Source organism: Janthinobacterium sp. GW460-12-1-14-LB5, from assembly GCF_059423585.1.
In genome coordinates, this window is record NZ_JBWKYD010000014.1 from 139,303 (window position 1) to 157,075 (window position 17,773).

General features: G+C 63.3%; 15 protein-coding genes. 7 read left to right on the top strand and 8 right to left on the bottom strand.

Annotated features, from left to right (window positions below; genetic code table 11):
* Positions 1-18: 18 nt before the first annotated feature.
* The 5 genes from AC07X6_RS16220 to AC07X6_RS16240 form a co-directional block, all read right to left on the bottom strand.
* Positions 19-936, bottom strand: a complete 918-nt coding sequence (locus AC07X6_RS16220) for a formyltransferase (protein ID WP_230541078.1) — start codon at positions 934-936, stop codon at positions 19-21.
* On the bottom strand, positions 936-1,931 hold the full coding sequence (locus tag AC07X6_RS16225) for a glycosyltransferase (RefSeq protein WP_230541077.1): 996 nt from the start codon (positions 1,929-1,931) through the stop codon (positions 936-938). The genes AC07X6_RS16220 and AC07X6_RS16225 overlap by 1 nt, the downstream gene beginning before the upstream one ends.
* An 11-nt stretch (positions 1,932-1,942) precedes the next feature.
* Positions 1,943-3,079, bottom strand: coding sequence for a DegT/DnrJ/EryC1/StrS family aminotransferase (locus tag AC07X6_RS16230; RefSeq protein WP_494791629.1), 1,137 nt, complete (start codon positions 3,077-3,079; stop codon positions 1,943-1,945).
* A 205-nt stretch (positions 3,080-3,284) separates the two neighbouring features.
* Positions 3,285-4,958, bottom strand: coding sequence for a glycosyltransferase family 39 protein (locus AC07X6_RS16235; RefSeq protein ID WP_230541075.1), 1,674 nt, complete (start codon positions 4,956-4,958; stop codon positions 3,285-3,287).
* On the bottom strand, positions 4,955-5,347 hold the full coding sequence (locus tag AC07X6_RS16240) for an Mth938-like domain-containing protein (protein ID WP_070311121.1): 393 nt from the start codon (positions 5,345-5,347) through the stop codon (positions 4,955-4,957). The genes AC07X6_RS16235 and AC07X6_RS16240 overlap by 4 nt, the downstream gene beginning before the upstream one ends.
* A 423-nt stretch (positions 5,348-5,770) precedes the next feature.
* Here AC07X6_RS16240 and AC07X6_RS16245 point away from each other — a divergent pair, with 423 nt between their 5' ends.
* Positions 5,771-7,000: a pyridoxal phosphate-dependent aminotransferase gene (locus AC07X6_RS16245; RefSeq protein ID WP_077407489.1), complete on the top strand. Its 1,230-nt coding sequence runs from the start codon at positions 5,771-5,773 to the stop codon at positions 6,998-7,000.
* A 72-nt stretch (positions 7,001-7,072) separates the two neighbouring features.
* The gene (locus AC07X6_RS16250; RefSeq protein WP_230541074.1) at positions 7,073-8,395 is read left to right on the top strand and encodes a homoserine dehydrogenase; all 1,323 of its coding nucleotides are present in this window, start codon (positions 7,073-7,075) and stop codon (positions 8,393-8,395) included.
* Positions 8,396-8,456: 61 nt separating this feature from the next.
* Here the strand turns inward: AC07X6_RS16250 and AC07X6_RS16255 are convergent, their stop codons facing one another.
* From AC07X6_RS16255 to AC07X6_RS16265, 3 genes are read right to left on the bottom strand one after another with little or no spacing between them, the layout of a single operon-like run.
* The gene (locus AC07X6_RS16255) at positions 8,457-8,822 is read right to left on the bottom strand and encodes a ribonuclease E inhibitor RraB (protein WP_474292198.1); all 366 of its coding nucleotides are present in this window, start codon (positions 8,820-8,822) and stop codon (positions 8,457-8,459) included.
* Positions 8,823-8,845: 23 nt separating this feature from the next.
* Positions 8,846-10,354, bottom strand: a complete 1,509-nt coding sequence (locus AC07X6_RS16260; RefSeq protein ID WP_494791630.1) for a sensor histidine kinase — start codon at positions 10,352-10,354, stop codon at positions 8,846-8,848.
* 2 nt (positions 10,355-10,356) lie between these two features.
* Entirely contained in the window at positions 10,357-11,091 is a 735-nt protein-coding gene (locus AC07X6_RS16265) for a response regulator (RefSeq protein ID WP_230541072.1), read from the bottom strand.
* A 214-nt stretch (positions 11,092-11,305) separates the two neighbouring features.
* Between AC07X6_RS16265 and AC07X6_RS16270 the strand changes: the two genes are divergently transcribed.
* The 5 genes from AC07X6_RS16270 (at position 11,306) to AC07X6_RS16290 (ending at position 17,455) form a co-directional block, all read left to right on the top strand.
* Entirely contained in the window at positions 11,306-12,367 is a 1,062-nt protein-coding gene (locus AC07X6_RS16270) for a porin (RefSeq protein WP_230541071.1), read from the top strand.
* 3 nt (positions 12,368-12,370) lie between these two features.
* Positions 12,371-13,357, top strand: a complete 987-nt coding sequence (locus tag AC07X6_RS16275) for a Bug family tripartite tricarboxylate transporter substrate binding protein (protein ID WP_494791631.1) — start codon at positions 12,371-12,373, stop codon at positions 13,355-13,357.
* 46 nt (positions 13,358-13,403) lie between these two features.
* Entirely contained in the window at positions 13,404-14,501 is a 1,098-nt protein-coding gene (locus AC07X6_RS16280; RefSeq protein ID WP_230541069.1) for an ABC transporter substrate-binding protein, read from the top strand.
* A gap of 69 nt (positions 14,502-14,570) precedes the next feature.
* Entirely contained in the window at positions 14,571-16,361 is a 1,791-nt protein-coding gene (locus tag AC07X6_RS16285) for an ABC transporter permease (RefSeq protein WP_494791632.1), read from the top strand.
* 20 nt (positions 16,362-16,381) lie between these two features.
* On the top strand, positions 16,382-17,455 hold the full coding sequence (locus tag AC07X6_RS16290; RefSeq protein WP_474292195.1) for an ABC transporter ATP-binding protein: 1,074 nt from the start codon (positions 16,382-16,384) through the stop codon (positions 17,453-17,455).
* Positions 17,456-17,773 lie beyond the last annotated feature (318 nt).

A 17,773-nucleotide genomic window follows, 5' to 3' on the forward strand; every position in this document is an offset into this window, starting at 1 on the left:
AGATTCTCTTGAGTGATATCAATGTGTGCTGACGCGGGCGGTCAGACTTGCTTGCAATTGCTGAGCCGAAATCGGCTCCCCGGCAGCCCTCAGCACGGAAATGGCCAGCATGCGGCCGTCTCCGCAGACGCCAAAGATGCAATTATCCACTACCGTCAAGCCCGGTGGCAAACTTCCTGCTGAATGCTTGCTTAAACGGGCTTTTTCGATGGTGTAAATAACATTGTTGACTTCGGCGAAGGCGCCGGGATAGGGCGGCGCGACGGCCCGGTGCAGGTTGTACACCTGCTGCGCAGGTAACTTCCAGTCGATGCGGCCGTCTTCCGGCGTGCGGCCGCCAAAATAGCCGCCCTGGCGCAAATCGTTGAGCTGGCGCGGCGCCGTGCCGTCCAGCAAGGCCGGCAGCACCCCCCACAGCGTTTGTTCCGCCGCCACGGTGACCTTGCCGAAGACTTCGAAGGCCGTGTCGTCGGGCAGGATGGGCACGGCCGTTTGCGCGACGATGGCGCCCGCATCGGGCTTGACCGTCATTTCATGCAGGGTGGCGCCCGTCTGCGTGGCGCCATGCAGCACGGCCCAGTTGACGGGCGCGCGGCCGCGGAACTGCGGCAGCAGCGAACCGTGCATATTGTAGGCGGGCGCGACTTCCAAGATGCTAGCCGGCAACATGTGGCGGTAGTAAAAGCTGAACAGCATGTCCGGCCTGGCTGCCTGCACCTGCGCCAGCAGTTCGGGCGCGCGCGCATCCGATGGCGTGATGTACGGGATGCCTTCGGCCTGGCACAGGCTGGCGACGGATTCGAACCACAGGTTTTCCGTGGGACTGTCTTCATGCGTGACGACGAGGGCGATATCGACGCCGCCGGCCAGCAGCACCTTGATGCAGCGCACGCCTACGTTGTGGTAGCCGAACACGACGGCGCGCGGGGCGCCCATCAGCGGCCCACCTGGCGTTTTTCCAGGCGCACATACGATGGCGCCTCGGCTTCTGCCTGGGTCATGCCGTCCTGCAAGATGGTTTGCACCACGTAGCGGGGACGGGCGCGCACTTGCTGGAAGATGCGGCCCACGTATTCGCCCACCAGGCCGATGCCGAACAGGATCACGCCCATCAGGAAGAAGGCGATGGCGAACAGGGTGAACACGCCTTGCGCCTCGGCTCCCAGCAGGAAGCGGCGCACCAGCAAATAGATCACCAGCAGGGCGGAGCTGACCGACAGCAGCATGCCCAGCATGGAAAAGATTTGCAGGGGAATCAGCGAAAAGCCCGTGACCAGGTCGAAATTGAGGCGGATCAGGCTGTACAGCGAGTATTTCGACTCGCCGGCGGCCCGTTCCTCGTGCTCGACGGTGATTTCCGTGGGCTTGCGGGCAAACGTGTAGGCCAGGGCGGGCACGAAGGTGTTGACTTCGGCGCACTGGTTGACCAGGTCGATCACATTGCGGCCATACGCGCGCAGCATATTGCCCTGGTCCGTGATCTTGATGTTGGTGATGCGCTCGCGCAGGCGGTTCATCATCTTCGAGGCCAGGGTGCGCCAGGCGGAGTCTTGCCGCTTGCGCCGGATCGAACCCACGTAATCGTAGCCTTCGCGCATCTTTGCCACCAGGTTGCCGATTTCTTCTGGCGGGTTCTGCAGGTCGGCATCGAGCGTGATCATGATCTGCCCGCGCGAGGCTTCAAAACCGGCCAGGATGGCCATATGCTGGCCATAATTGCCGTTGAACAAGATCACGCGCGTAACGTCCGGGCGCTGGCGGAACTGTTCCGCCAGGATGGCCACCGAATTGTCGCGGCTGCCATCATTGACGAAGATGATCTCGTAGCTCGTCTGTAGGGCGTCGAGGGCCGGATACAGGCGGGCGAACAGGCTGGCCAGGCCATCCTGCTCGTTGTAGATCGGAATGATAATGGACAGTTCAGGTTTCATCGGCGCGCTGCTCATTTGATGAGAATGGATTTGACGGTGGCGACGGCACGTTCCACATCCTGTTTCGTCATGGCATAGAACATCGGCAGGGTCACGGTCAGGCGGCCGATCTTTTCCGAGACGGGGAACATGCCCTCGGTAAAGCCGCGTTCGCGGTACATGGTAAACAGGTGGATCGGTGCGTAATGATAGCCCGTTCCCACGTTTTGCTGCGCCATGGCCTGCATGAAGGCGGCGCGGGTGCCGGGGCCATTGTCGGGCAGGATGATCTGGAACAAATGCCAGTTGCTGTTTTCAAAGTCCTGCACGGGCAACTGGGCGCCGCTCTGCGCTTCGAAGTCGCTGCCGAATTGCGCGAAATAGTGGCGTGCCAGCGCGCGGCGGTGGGCCGTGATCGCGTCGATATTAGCGAACTGGCCCAGGCCGATGGCGGCCATGATATCGCTCATGTTGTATTTGCCGCCCAGCACATCAACATCGATGCCGTCGACGCCGCTGCGCGTGACGCCCTGCAGCCGGTATTTCTCGGCCAGCTTCGCTTCTTCCAGGTTGTTGAGGACGAGGCAGCCGCCTTCGCCCGTGGTGATGTTCTTGTTGGCCTGGAAGCTGAACGAGACAAAGTCGCCAAATGCGCCGATGCGCTTGCCTTTCCAGGTGGAGCCGAAGGCTTGCGCCGCGTCTTCCACCACGCGCAGATTGTACTTTTCGGCAATCGCGTACAGGCGGTCCATGTCGACGGGCAAGCCGGACAGGTAGACGGGGATGATGGCTTTCGTGCGCGGGGTGATGGCCGCTTCCAGCTTGTCGAGGTCGATATTCCGGGTGACGGGATCGATATCGGCGAACACGGGCGTGGCGCCCACTTCGATGATGACGTTGGCCGTCGCGACCCACGACACGGGCGTGGTGATGACTTCGTCGCCCGGGCCGATGCCGGCGATGCGCAGCGCGATTTCCATGGTGCAGGTACCCGAATTGAAGGTGCGCACGGGACGCCCGCCGAAATACTCGGACAGCTGGGCTTCGAAGGCTTGCACTTTCGGGCCGCTGGTGATCCAGCCCGAGCGCAGCACCTCGCCGACGGCGGCGATGGTCGCTTCATCGATGGTGGGTTTGGAAAAAGGCAAAAAGGGCAGGGTAGAGGTCATGGGGCGCGGTTCTTGGGTCTGTATGGTGTCAGGGTATCGGTGTCGCCGAGGCTGCCAGTTCGGTCAATACCGCCGGCAGGCATGGCTATTTTATATCGTCAGTATGGCGGCGCAGCCGGTTCGGCGGTGAAAAATCCTGCCGATGCGGGGGCGGGGCAAGCTGGCCGGGGACGCGAGCCGTACTGCCTCGCGTCCCTGTAAACATTTATTTGTTGGCAATGACCATGCGGCGCGCATCCTCGGCAACGATACGCATGGGCACGCCACGTTGTTGCAATTCCTTGTAACGGTTCAGGCTGATAATGGCCATGTCGTGCACGCCGGCATTGGCATCGTTCGTCCACTGCGTGATGAAAGGCTCGATGCTCGGGATGGACAGTTCGGGCTGCTGTTTCAGGCCAAACGTGAATTCATCCCAGTAATCGACGAGGATCACGGGCCGCTGCAGGTAATACGTCAGCGACTGTTCATAGATGCCGACCGAATAGAGCTTGGTATCGGCCTTCAGTTCGGCCTGGATCTGCGGCAGCATGTCGGTGCCGGCGCGGTTCTGTCCGTACAGTTCGGAGCCGGCCAGGATGCAGTGCGTGGCCAGGAAGCCGGCGCCGGCGATCGTCAGCACGGTCATGTCGCGGCGCAACTGGCGCGCATGCAGCAAGGCCAGGGCGCCGCCAGCGAGAGCGAAGAAGCCGGCCGCCATCAGCCATGGCTGATAGCCCTTGAGCGCGATCAAGGCTTCCGCGTCGCGCGCGCTGGCCTTGCCGAAGGCGATCGGTCCGCCGATCAGGATGGCCGCGCCCAGCACGCACAGCAGGCCTGCGGCGAACAGGCGCTGGCGGCGCGAGGCCGATTCCAGGTACAGCGCCACCAGCAGTGCCAGCGCCGGGAAGATGGGCACGATATAGCCGGGCAGCTTCGAGGTGGAATAGCTGAAGAAGAAGAAAATGAAGACGGCCCAGACCAGCAGCATCAAGCGGGGCTGGAAGGCGCCGTGCTGGCGCTGGACGGCGGCGGCCAGGCTTTGCGGCAGCACGCCTATCCATGGCAGGATGCCGGGAATCAAGAGCACGAGGAAGTAGTACCAGGCGCCTTCGCGCTTGTGCCCCTTCATCAGGAAGCGCTGGAAATGCTCGTGAATGAAGAAGAAATGCGGCTGTTCCGGATTGCGCAGCGCCACCAGCACGAACCAGGGCGTGGCGATGGCAAAGAACACCAGCAAGCCCTTGACCAGGTGCAGACGCGTCCAGATGCGCCAGTCGCGCGCACACAGCGAATACAGCACCAGTACGGCGCCCGGCAGCACGATGCCGATCAGGCCCTTGGCCAGCACGGCCAGCGCCATGCCTGCCCAGCACACCAGCATCCAGTTGCGCCGCTCGGCTTGGGTCGCCTCGTCGCGCTGGGCGATCAGCAGGCTGGCCAGGGTAATCGTCATCATGCCCGACAGGCCCATGTCCAGCGAATTGATCTGGCCGGAAGCGAGCCAGAACAGGCTCGATGCCAGTACCAGGCCCGCGTACAGGCCCACGCGCGGACCGAAGACGCGCTTGCCGGCATACGCCGTCATGCATACGCCGATGATGCCGCACAGGCCAGTCCACAAGCGTGCCTGCCATTCGCCCAGACCGAAGGCGGCGAAGGTCAGCGCATTCATCCAGGTTTGCAGCGGCGGCTTTTCAAAGTACTTGATGCCGTTCAGGCGCGTGGTGATCCAGTCGCCCGTGACGAACATTTCGCGCGCCATCTCGGCGTAGCGGCCTTCGTCGGGCGGCACCAGGGTGCGCACGCCCAGCGCATACAGGGTGACAACGATGAAGATGCCCAGCAGGGACCACATCAGTACCCGGGAAGAGTGCAGCTCGTTGACATTGATTTTCATGCGGCCTTGCCTGCGGCCGGGGCCAGGATCAAGGCCAGGGTGACCTTGCGGCCTTCGCCCATCAGGATATTGTAAGTGCGGCAAGCGGCCTGGCTATCCATGCATTCGACGCCGATGCGGCGCATGGTCAGCGCGGCCGTCAGCTTCGGGTGCACGAAGCGCTGGCGCTCGCCCGTGCCGAGGATGACCACGTCGGGCGCATCGGCCAGGATTTGCGCGAAATGCGCCTCGTTCAATTGTTCGAAACTGTCCACTTCCCACGCCCGCGGCGGTGTTTCCGGCATGACGATCAGGCTGTAGTTGTACGGCTGGGCATTGATCTCGACGCCGTTTTCGTCATAGCCGGTGACAGTCTGGTATTGTTGGGTGCTGCTGGCGTGGAGTTTCATGGCGATATCGGGGCTGGTCGTGTCGGTTGATCGGTGCGCGCGCGGCCAAACTGGGTGCCGCGGCCAAGGGCGTAAGCATGCCATAAATGACAGAAAAGAGCGACTGAAAAGCAACATCCTTTCCAAATTGCAATGTTCGGCGCCACAGTGGCAATGCCTGCTTGCGCCATGGTAGTGCTGCAAGATTAAGGGAAGATGAAGATGGCGCCAGTCCGATTGTCCTCCGGAGGCGCCGGCGTGGCAGAATCGGCGTCAAATGCTGGGGTTGGCCATGTTTAATTTGATAAAATGGCCTGTTTTCGGCGAGAATGGTTGTTTTCGCCTTGCAGTCTTTCGCATCGCAGTTTCACGGGTTCATAGTTCTGGCGCGGCTATCATGCTGCAAGCTTAGGTCTCCGCGCCGCATCACGACAGGGATTTATTTTGCGACCGATTCAGAAATCGAATAAATTGGCGGACGTCTGCTACGACATCCGCGGCCCGGTCCTGGAAAAATCCAGGCAAATGGAAGAAGAAGGCCACAAGATCACCAAGCTCAATATCGGCAACCTGGCCGTATTCGGCTTCGATCCGCCCGACGAGATCGTGCGCGACATGATGCTCAACCTGCAGAACGCGGCCGGCTATACGGATTCGAAAGGCATGTTCGCGCCACGCAAGGCCGTCATGCACTACACGCAAGGCAAGAATATCGCCGGCGTGACCATCGATGACATTTACCTGGGCAATGGCGCTTCCGAACTGATCGTCATGTCGATGAACGCCCTGCTCAACAGCGGCGACGAAGTGCTGGTGCCGGCGCCCGACTATCCGCTATGGACGGCTGCCGTCAGCCTGTCGGGCGGCAATCCCGTGCATTATGTGTGCGACGAGCAGAACGAGTGGTATCCCGACATCGAGGACATGCGCCGTAAGATCACGCCGCAGACCAAGGCGATCGTCGTCATCAACCCGAACAATCCGACGGGCGCGCTGTACCCGGTTTCCGTGCTGCTGCAGATCGTCGAACTGGCGCGCCAGCACCAATTGATCATTTTCGCCGACGAGATCTACGACAAGGTGCTGTACGACGAAGCCGAGCACGTGTCGATCGCCTCGCTGGCCGACGACGTGCTGTTCATTACCATGAACGGCCTGTCGAAGAATTACCGCTCCTGCGGCTACCGTTCCGGCTGGATGGTGGTCTCGGGCGAAAAGCGCCACGCAAAAGATTACATCGAGGGCCTCAACATGCTGGCCTCGATGCGGCTATGCGCCAACGCGCCGGGGCAGTTTGCCATCCAGACGGCGCTTGGCGGCTACCAGAGCATACAAGACCTGGTGGGGCCCGGCGGGCGCCTGTTGAAACAGCGCGACCTGGCGCACAAGCTGCTGACCGATATTCCGGGCGTCACCTGTGTCAAGCCGAAGGCTGCGCTGTACATGTTCCCGCGCCTGGACCCGGAGATCTACCCGATCGCCGACGACCAGCAGTTTGCCTATGAATTACTGGCCGAAGCCAAGGTCCTGATCGTGCAGGGCACGGGGTTCAACTGGATTGCGCCCGATCATTTTCGCGTCGTCTTCCTGCCCAACTCCGATGACCTGACCGAGGCCATGGGCCGCATTGCGCGCTTCCTCGAAGGTTACCGCAAGCGCCATAGCCGGGGCTGAACCGGCAGTAGCAATACCGATCAACCTGGCGCCGCCCAAGGGGGCGCCACTTATGAGCAGTCAAGCACAACTATGAAATCCATCAAGATCGGCCTGCTGGGCCTGGGCAACGTCGGTTACGGCACGTTCAGCGTCCTGAAACGCAACCAGGAAGAAATCAAGCGCCGCGCTGGCCGCGGCATTGACGTCGTCGCCGTCGCCGTGCGCGACGTGGCGCGCGCCGAAGCGCTGGTCGCCGGCGGCTGCAAGGTCGTCAATGACCCTTATCTGATCGTCAACGATCCCGAGATCGACATCGTCGTCGAACTGATCGGCGGCTACGACCTGTCGAGAACCCTGGTGATGCAAGCCATCGCCAACGGCAAGCACGTGGTCACGGCCAACAAGGCCCTGCTGGCCGTGCACGGCAACGAAATCTTCGCCGCCGCCCAGGACAAGGGCGTGATGGTGGCTTTCGAGGCGGCCGTCGCTGGCGGCATTCCCATCATCAAGGCGCTGCGCGAAGGCTTGACGGCCAACCGCATCGAATGGATCGCCGGCATCATCAACGGCACTACCAATTTCATCCTGTCCGAAATGCGCGACAAGGGCCTCGATTTCGCCACCGTGCTGAAGCAGGCGCAGGAACTCGGCTACGCGGAAGCCGACCCCACCTTCGACATCGAAGGCGTCGACGCGGCGCACAAGGCCACCATCATGTCGGCCATCGCCTTCGGCATCCCGGTGCAGTTCGACAAGGCCTACGTGGAAGGCATCAGCAACCTCAATGCCGTCGACATCCGCTACGCCGAGCAGCTGGGCTACCGCATCAAACTGCTGGGCATCACCAAGCGCGCCACCGTCAACGGCGTGGAAGGCATCGAGCTGCGCGTGCATCCGACCCTGATCCCGGCCAAGCGCCTGATCGCCAACGTGGAAGGCGCCATGAACGCGGTGCTGGTGCATGGCGACGCCGTCGGCGCCAGCCTGTATTCGGGCCGCGGCGCTGGCGCCGAGCCGACCGCCTCGTCGGTGATCGCCGACCTGGTCGACATCACCCGTCTGGCCACGGCCGATCCGGAACACCGCGTGCCGCACCTGGCGTTCCAGCCGAACGCGATGACCGATATCGCCATCTTGCCGATGTCGGAAATCACCACCAGCTACTACCTGCGCATGCACGTGGCCGACCAGCCGGGCGTGCTGGCCGACCTGACGCGCATCCTGGCCGAACGCGGCATCTCGATCGACGCCATGCTGCAAAAAGAGCCGGCCGAGGGCGAGACGCACACGGACATCATAATGCTGACGCACCAGACGCAGGAAAAGAACGTCACGGCCGCCATCGAGAAGATGGAAGCCCTCAACAGCGTGGTGGGCACGGTCACCAAGATCCGCCTGGAAAACCTCAGCTAAGTTTTCAGCGACCCATGCGAAACGGCGCCCGCGGGCGCCGTTTTTTCATCCGATGACTGTCTTACAGTTGCGGCACGTCGGGCGCGCCGACGGGGCCCACGTCCATGCCGTCATAGCTGGCCAGTTGGTTGTCCTGCGCAAACGCCATCAGTTCGCCATTGCGCGCGTGCAGGCTGTCGACGCCATGCACTTCGGCTTTTTCCACGTGCAGCACCCACACGGGCGGTGCCGCCGGATCGTCGAGTTCCGGCTGGTACAGTTCCACGGGGCGGTAGCCCTGCAGCGCCAGCAAGGTGGCGGCCTGTTCCAGCGGTTCGGACGTGGGGTTGGTGAAGTAATAGCCCCACAGCAGCGGCTGGGACAAATCCCAGGGCGCGTTCTCGGCGATATTGGCAAACAGTTCGGTCACATCTTCTTTGGTCATCATGGCTGTGGGCTTTCTTTGAAATTTCAGGACGCGATCTTAGCATCGACTGGCGCTGCGGTGAAATGCACGCTGACTTTCAGACCGTGCCCATTCGCCGCCGTGGCCAGTTCCAGCCTGGCGCCGTGCAGAGCGGCGATGTCGCGCACGATGGCCAGGCCCAGCCCGGCGCCGCCCGGGTTGCTCTCGAGCGCCGCGCCAACCCGGTAGAACGGCGTAAATACGCGTTCGCGCTCGGCCGGCGGGATGCCGGCGCCGCTGTCTTCCACTTCCAGCACCGTTTCGTTTCCATGACCGCCCGCGCGCACGCGCAGGATCACGCTGCCGCCCTGCGGCGTGTAGCGCAGGGCGTTGTCGACCAGGTTCGCCACCAGTTCGTGCAGCAGCAGGGCCTGGCCATGCACGGGCGCTTCGTCGGGCGCTTCCAGCGACAGGTCGATATGCTTGCCGACGGCAGCCATGGCCATTTCCAGTCCCACCTGCTGCGCCACGTCGCGCAGCGGCACGCTGTCCATGGCCAGGCTGTCGCCGCCATGCTCGATGCGCGCCAGCGTCAGCAGGCGGTTGGCCAGCAGCACGGTCGAATCGGTGGTGGCGGCAATCGAGCGCACGATGTCGCGCAGGGCGGCCATGTCCTGCGGCGCCGCACCCTGGCGGTCGCATTCGCGCAAGGCCAGTTCGGCCTGGGTTTTCAGCACCGTCAGTGGTGTGCGCAGCTGGTGCGAGGCGTCGGCGATGAAGCGGCGCTGGCTGGCGATCAGCTGCTGCAGGCGCGACATGGCGCCGTTCATGGCGCTCACCAGCGGGCGCATTTCCTTGTGCACCAGCGCGGGATCGACGTCCGACAGGTCGGACAGCGCGCGCGTCTCGACTTCCGTCTTCAGGCGCATCAGCGGCTGCAGCACCAGGCGCACGGCAAACCACACGAGGGCGCCCATCACCAGTATCATCGCCGCCTGCCAGCTCAGGGTGTCGAACAGGATCTGGTTCGACAGGCCGCGCCGCGCATCGAGCGTTTCGGCCACCTGGATCAGGGCGATGCCGCGCATCGAGTCGTCATACACGGGTTGCAGCAGCGCGGCGATGCGTATCGGCTTGCCGTGGTAGTCGGCGTGGTAAAAGCGCACCAGGGCCGGATAGTTCTGCGAGCGGGGTACGTTTTTCGGCACGGGCGGCAAGTCGCCATAGCCCGATACCAGTTCGCCGTTGATGCCCGTGACCTTGTAGTAGATGCGGCCCAGAGTATCGGTCTCGAAACTGTCGAGCGCCACGTAGGGCACTTCGGCCACCACCTTGCCGCCGACGATGGAGACGCGCTCGGCCAGCGCGCGCGTCGACGCCAGCAGGGAGCGGTCGTAGGCCATGTCAGCCGCGTCGAGCGCGTTGCGGTACACAAAAACGGCATCGAGCAGCACCAGCATCACCAGCGGGATGAGCAGCCAGCGCAGCAGCTGGCTGCGCAGGCTGCCCAGCGGCCGGCCCGGCGCCCAGCGCCGGCGCAGGCGCTCGAACAGGGGCCGGCGTGGCGCGCGCACGGTCATTTTGAGGCGGCGGGTGCCATCGCGCTGCGCGGCTGCAGCAGGTAGCCGATGCCGCGCAGGGTGGTGATGACGGCGCCGTCGGGCGAACCGGTTTCCACGCCGCCTTCAACATTGCTTTCCAGCTTCTTGCGCACGCGGTGGATATACAGTTCGATGGCGTCCAGGTTGGCGTCGTCGGCCAGCGCGAAGACTTCATCGAACAGCTTTTCCTTCGATACGGCGCGCCCCGAGCGCGTGATCAGCGCTTCGAGCACGGCATGCTCGCGCGGCGTCAGGGCCAGCGCCGCGCCGCCATAGCTGAACATGCGCGTGACTGTGTCGAAACTGAGGGCGCCGCAGCTGTGCACGAGGGCTTCGTTGCCCTGGCTGCGGCGCAGCAGGGCTTTTACGCGCGCTTCCAGCTCGGCCAGCTCGAACGGCTTGGCCATGTAGTCGTCGGCGCCCAGGTTCAGGCCCTGCACCTTGTCATCGAGGCCGCCGCGCGCCGTGAGTATCATGACAGGAGTCTTGCCGCGCGTGCCGCCGCGCGCGCGCAGGCGGCGCAGCACGTCCAGGCCGTCCATCTTCGGCAGGCTTAGGTCGAGCAGCACCAAAGAATATTCCTGCGTGTGCAGCAGGGCGTCGGCATCGGCGCCGTTGTGGGCTGTCTCCACTGTCAGGTGCGCGTCGCGCAGGGCCTTGGCCAGCCAGTGCGACAGCTCCAGATGATCTTCCACTAATAATATGCGCATGGTCTCCGCCATTCGTTTGAATTGGTGCAGTGTAAGCCTGCCGGCGCCGCGCCAACAGGGGCGGCGATGAATATGTGTGTTCCCCTTGTGGCTGTCCGGCGACACCTGTCATGCTGAAAGCCAATTGAAAGGATCGCGCTCATATAGTGTGATCCTGATTCATGAAATTGATCAGGCATATCACCAATAACTATATCTAAGGGAGATACTTTACATGAAAAAAACTGCATTCTCGCTGGCCGCCCTGGCGGTACTCGCTGCTGCCGGCAGCGCCCAAGCCCAGTCGAACGTCACCCTGTATGGCCGCCTGGACGCGGGCATCAGCAACACCAGCAACGCCGGCCCGAACAAAAGCTCGATGACGCAGGTGAGCTCCGGCGGCATGAACACCTCGCGCTGGGGCATCCTGGGCAGCGAAGACCTGGGCGGCGGCCTGAAAGCCGTTTTCAATCTGGAAGGCGGCATCCTGGTCGATACGGGCGCGGCCGACGGCGCGCTGTTCAAGCGCCAGGCCAACGTGGGCCTGGAAGGCGCGTTTGGCCGCGTCGTGCTGGGACGCTCGTTCACCACCGTGTACGACTTCGTGCTGCCGTTCGACCCGATGGCCTATGCGCCGTTCTACTCGTGGGCCACTTCGGCCAATGCGACGGGCCCGAGCAAATACGGCATGACGACCGCTTTCGACAACATGGTCAAGTACTCGGGCAAGACGGGCGACTTCAGCTACGGCGCATCGTACGGCTTCGGCGAACAGTCGACGGGCAACTCGGACAGCGCCAAGCTGTCCACGGCCGTCACCTACAAGACGGGTCCTGTCAGCCTGCTGGCCACGTATGAACAGGTGAACGGCAACACCATCGCCGGCGGCGCGCGCGACAAGACCACCGTGTACCACCTGGGCGCCATGTACGACGACGGCCCGTGGAAGGTGCAGGCGGCGGCGCGCGACTACAAGCTCGATCCGGCTGCCTCCGGCAAGGCCGACGTGCGCGGCACCCTGTACTGGGGCGGCGTCAGCTACAAGACCACGCCGGTGATCACCCTGACGGGCGTGATCTACTATCAGGACGTGAAAAACGTGGCCACCAACCTCAATGCCGATCCGATCATGTACGTGGCGCGCGTGCGCTATGCCCTGTCCAAGCGCACCGACCTGTACGTGGCCGGCGCGTATGCCAAGGCCAAGCACAACCAGCTGGTCAGCCTGTCGCGCGACGATGCCGGTTTCGGCGACACACAGCGCGGCCTGATCGCCGGCATCCAGCACCGCTTCTAAGCCATGACGATGCCGCGCTCCCTGTTCCTGTCGCTGCTGTGCCTGCTGCCCGCCCTCGCGGCGGCGCAGGCGCAGGTGTCGGCCGAGTGCGTGGTGCCGTCCAAACCGGGCGGCGCCATGGACCTGACCTGCAAGCTGGCGAAAAAGGGCCTGGCGCAGGAGGGCGTGGCCGCCGCGGCTGCGGGAGCGGCCATGCGCATCAGCTATCTGCCCGGTGGCATCGGCGCCGTCGCCTGGCATTCGATGGGCTCGCAGCGCCGCCGCGCGGAGCCGAATACCCTGGTGGCGTTTTCGGGCGGTTCGCTGCTCAATCTGGCGCAAGGCAAGTTCGGCAATGCGAAGGCGGGCGACGTGCGCTGGGTGGCGGCGCTGGGCGCCGATTACGGCATGATCGCCGTGCGCAGCGATTCGCCCTACAAGAACCTGGCCGACCTGATCGCCGCGTTGCGCCAGCATCCTGACAAAGTGCTGATCGGCGTCTCCGGCACCATCGGCAGCCAGGATTGGCTGAAGATGGCGCTGGTGGCGCGCCAGGCCGGCATCGACCCGAAAGTGCTGCGCTTCGTCGCCCTCGAAGGCGGCGGTGAAGTATTTACGGCGATGCAGGCCGATTACGTGCAGGTGGTCTCGGGCGATACGTCCGAAGCGACCCTGAACGCCAGCGCCAATCACGCGCGCGTGCTGGCGGTGCTGTCGGAAAAGCGCCTGCCCGGCGTGCTGGCCGGCGTGCCGACGGCGCGCGAGCAGGGCGTCGACGTGGTCTGGCCCATCATCCGCGGCGTCTGGATGGGCCCGCAGGTGCCGGATGCGGACTACCAGCGCTGGGTGGCTACGTTCGAGCGCGCCATGGCCACGCCGCAGTTCGCCGGATGGCGCGCGCAGGCCGGCCTGTATCCATTCGCCCTGACGGGGCCGAAGCTGACCGCTTACGTCAGAAAAGCGGTCGACGAGTATGCGCGGCAAGCCACCGAACTCGGATTAATGCGCTGAACGGCATCACATTTAAAAAAACCTATTCATAGACGGAGACAACCCCATGCAAACCAAGACCCTGCTTCAAGCCGCCATAGCCACCGCGTTTGCCAGCCTGGCCGGCGCCGCCTTCGCGCAAGTGCCAGCCGGCTATCCGGCCGACTACCAGAAGATCATCGACGCGGCCAAGAAGGAAGGCAAGGTGGTGATCTACAGCGCCACCGACAGCAAGGCCGCCGCTCCGCTGATCAAGGATTTCAGCGCCCTGTATCCCGGCATTTCCGTCGAATACAACGACATGAATTCCACCGAAGTGTACAACCGCTTCATTTCCGAAGTAGCCGCCGGCGGCAACACGGCCGACGTGATGTGGTCGTCCGCGATGGACTTGCAGATGCGCCTGGCCTCGGACGGCTACGCCCTGAAATACAAGTCGGTCGAAGCGGCGAAGATTCCCGGCTGGGCCATGTGGGATGACCAGGCCTACGGCACCACGTTCGAGCCGGCCGCCATCGTCTACAACAAGCGATTGCTCGATCCGAAGGAAGTGCCGAAGAATCACGACGACTTCGTCAAGCTGATCGCCACGCCGAAATTCAAGGACAAGGTCACCACCTACGACATCGAAAAGTCGGGCGTCGGCTTCATGTTCATGGCGCAGGACGCGAAGGAATATCCGCAATTCCTGGCGCTGGAAAATGCGTTTGGTGCGGCCAAGGTGCGCGTGCAGTCGTCGACGGGCACCATGATGGAGCGCATCTCGTCCGGTGAAAACCTGATCGGCTACAACGTGCTGGGTTCGTATGCCCTGGTGCGCGCCAAGACCGACCCGTCGATCGGCGTGGTGCTGCCCAAGGATTACACGCTGATCCTGTCGCGCGTGCAGTTCATCAACAAGAACGCGAAGAACGTCAACGCCAGCAAGCTGTGGCTCGATTACATCCTGTCGCACCGCGGCCAGACCATCATCGCCAACGGCGCCAAGCTGTTCGCCATCCGCGCCGACGTCACGGGCGAAACCACGTCGGCGGAACTGATCAAGGAAATCGGCGCGGCCAACGTCAAGCCGATTCCCGTGCATCCGATCATCCTGCAATTTTTGGGACCAGCCAAGCGCATGGCCTTCCTGAAGCAATGGAAAGAAACAGCCGGCAAGAAGTAAAGCCGTCCTGGCCGTCCGCAGGCGCGTGCCCGCGGACGGATGCCGTACCCTTCATTCATTGGATTCATCATGCAAACTGCTATCTTGCCGCTGCCTGCACGGTCGCGCTCTCCCTTGTCACGCCTGAACTGGTCGCGCGGCGTGGTCGTGGCGATCACGCTGGTCGCCATCTTCCTGCCGTTGTTCCTGATTTTTTACCAGAGCTTTCTGAACGCGCCGTTCTTCATGCCGATGCGCGAATTCGGCTTTGACTCCTACCGTTTCATCTTCGATGATCCCGATTTCGCCATGGCCTTCAAGAATGGCCTGATGCTGGCCTTTGGCCTGACCGTCATCGCCGTGCCGCTGGGCGGCATGCTGGCCTTCCTGATGGTGCGCACGGACTTGCCGGGCCGCGGCTGGGTAGCGCCCATGCTGCTGGTGCCGATTTTTGTTTCGCCCATGGTGATGGGCTTTGGCTACGTCGTCTCGATGGGGCCCGTGGGCTTTTACTCGACCTGGGCCAAGGAGTTGCTCGGTTTCGTGCCCTGGAATATCTACTCGTTCACCAGTATCGTCATCATCGCCGGCCTGACGCACGTGCCACACGTCTACCTGTACGCTTCGTCGGCGCTGAAAAGCCTGGGCTCGGACGTGGAAGAAGCGGCCCGGGTGGCCGGCGCCTCGCCGATCCAGGTGATGCTGAACGTGTCGCTGCCGATGATCATGCCGGCGCTGGCGTATGCGGGCGTGCTGGTGTTCTTCCTCGGCTTCGAGGTGTTCGGGCTGGTGCTGGTGCTCGGCGATCCGGAAGGCCACCTGGTGCTGCCGACCTATCTGTACAAGCTGACGAACAAGCTCGGTACGCCGTCGTACCACCTGATGGCCGCCGTCGCCGTGTGCCTTGTGATGGTGACCATGCCGCTGGTGATGATACAGCGCTGGCTGCTGAAATCCGCCAACAAGTATGTATCGATCAAGGGCAAGGGCGCGCGCAGCAAGGCCATGCCGCTGGGCCGCTGGAAGTGGCTGGCGTTCGCCCTGCTGGCGGGCTGGCTGATCTTCACCATCATCCTGCCGTTGACGGGCATCGTGCTGCGCTCCTTCGTGCAGTACTGGGGCGAGGGCGTGCACCTGGCCGACGTATTGACCCTGCAGCATTTCCGCGACATTTTCGACCAGCCTTCGCTGGTGCGCGGCATCGTCAACACCATCCTGATCGGCGTCGTCGGCGGCGCGCTGGCCGTGGGCTGCTACAGCTTTATCGCGCTGGCCATGCACCGCAAGCAGGACGGCATCACGCGCCTGCTCGATTACAGCGTGCTGGTGCCGCGCGCCGTGCCGGGCCTCCTGGCCGGCCTGTCGTTCCTGTGGGTGTTCCTGTTCGTGCCGGCCTGGCTCGACGGCATATTGAAGGGCATGGACAACGGCGTGGCCCTGTGGCTCAGTGGTCATGTGATCCCCGTGCTGCGCGAAGTGCGCTCGACGATTTTCGCCCTGTGGCTGGCGTATTCGGTGGTGTGGATGGCCTACGGCATGCGCCTCATTTCCACCGCGCTGCTGCAGGTGGGCCCGGAGCTGGAAGAGGCGGCGCGCGCCGTCGGCGCCAGCCGCGGCCAGGTGACGCGCGACGTCACCCTGCCGCTGATCAAATACGGCTTGCTGGGCGCCTGGCTGATGGTGTTCCTGATCTTCGAGCGCGAATACTCGACGGGCGTGTACCTGCTCTCGCCAGGCACGGAAGTGATCGGCGCCATGCTGGTATCGCTGTGGGCGGGCGGTTCGACCGACCTGGTGGCGGCCCTGTCCTTCATCAATATCACCCTGGTGGCCATCGGCCTGGGCATCGCCTTGCGTTTTGGCGTGAAACTCCATAATTAATAGAAGACTGAGACCACATCATGAATGAATTGACCGTCAATGAATTGCACCTGGACTATGGCACCGGCGCCTCCGCCAACCAGATCCTGAAGGGTGTCTCGATGCACCTGCAAAAAGGCGAAGTGGTTGCCCTGCTGGGGCCTTCGGGCAGCGGCAAGACCACCTTGCTGCGCGCCGTGGCCGGGCTGGAAAGCCCGAAGGCGGGCACCATCCAGATCGGCGAGCGCAACGTCTTCGACGGCGCGAAGCACTTCGAGATGCCGGCCGAGCAGCGCAACCTGGGCCTGGTGTTCCAGTCGTACGCGCTGTGGCCACACAAGACCGTCTTCGACAACGTCGCCTACGGCCTCAAGTTGCGCAAGATGGGCAGCACGGAGATCGCCGCGCGCATCAAGGAAGTGCTGACGCAGCTGGGCCTGGGGCACCTGGGCGAGCGCTATCCGCACCAGCTGTCCGGCGGCCAGCAGCAGCGCGTGGCGATCGCCCGCGCGCTGGTGTACAACCCGCCCGTGATCCTGCTCGACGAGCCGCTGTCGAACCTCGATGCCAAGCTGCGCGAGGAAGCGCGCGCCTTCCTGCGCGAACTGATCGTGCGCCTGGGCCTGTCCGCGCTGATGGTGACGCATGACCAGGGCGAGGCGATGGCCATTTCCGACCGCATCTTGCTGCTCAATAACGGCAAGATCGAGCAGCAAGGCACGCCGCAAAGCATGTATGAAACGCCGGACACCCTGTTTACGGCCGAATTCATGGGCAGCAATAACCGTCTGCCGGGCAAGGTGGTGCAGCGCGATGGCAAGCAGGTGCGCCTGCTGGTCGATGGCGCTTCCCTGCAGGGCGTGGCGCGCGGCGCCAACGTGGGCACGGAAGTGACGACGATGATACGCGTCGAGGAAGTCAAGATCAGCGCCACGCAGGTGGACAACGCCATCGAATTGCCACTGCTGACCTGCATGTACCTGGGCGACCGCTGGGAGTGCCTGTTCGAACGGGGCGGCGCGGACAACATCAGCCTGCGCGCGTATTCGCGCCACAAGCTTGAGGCGGGCAAGTACTGGCTGCACATGCCGGCCGACAAGCTCTGGGTGTTTTAACGGTGGTGGGGTGGCCGGGGTCATCTACCCGCTTCGGCCCCCTTCCTGCATGCGGCGCCTTGCCGCATCGCCAGCGTTGCCCTCGGTAGGTGCCATGCTCATGTTGGTGCTGGCGGCCACAAGACCTTTCCTCCGGGCGCGCCCATCGCCACGGCCCTTCACGCGGCGCGCATGCCGGTGCCAGTATGGCTGATCGGCCCATTCTTTTCTCATGCTGCCAAAACAGCGCCGCCGGAGTTGAATCTGCCTGCGGGACTGGCATAAAGCAATCGCTCTGTATTGCCTTTGCTGCGCAGCCGCTTTAATTGCCGCCGACGC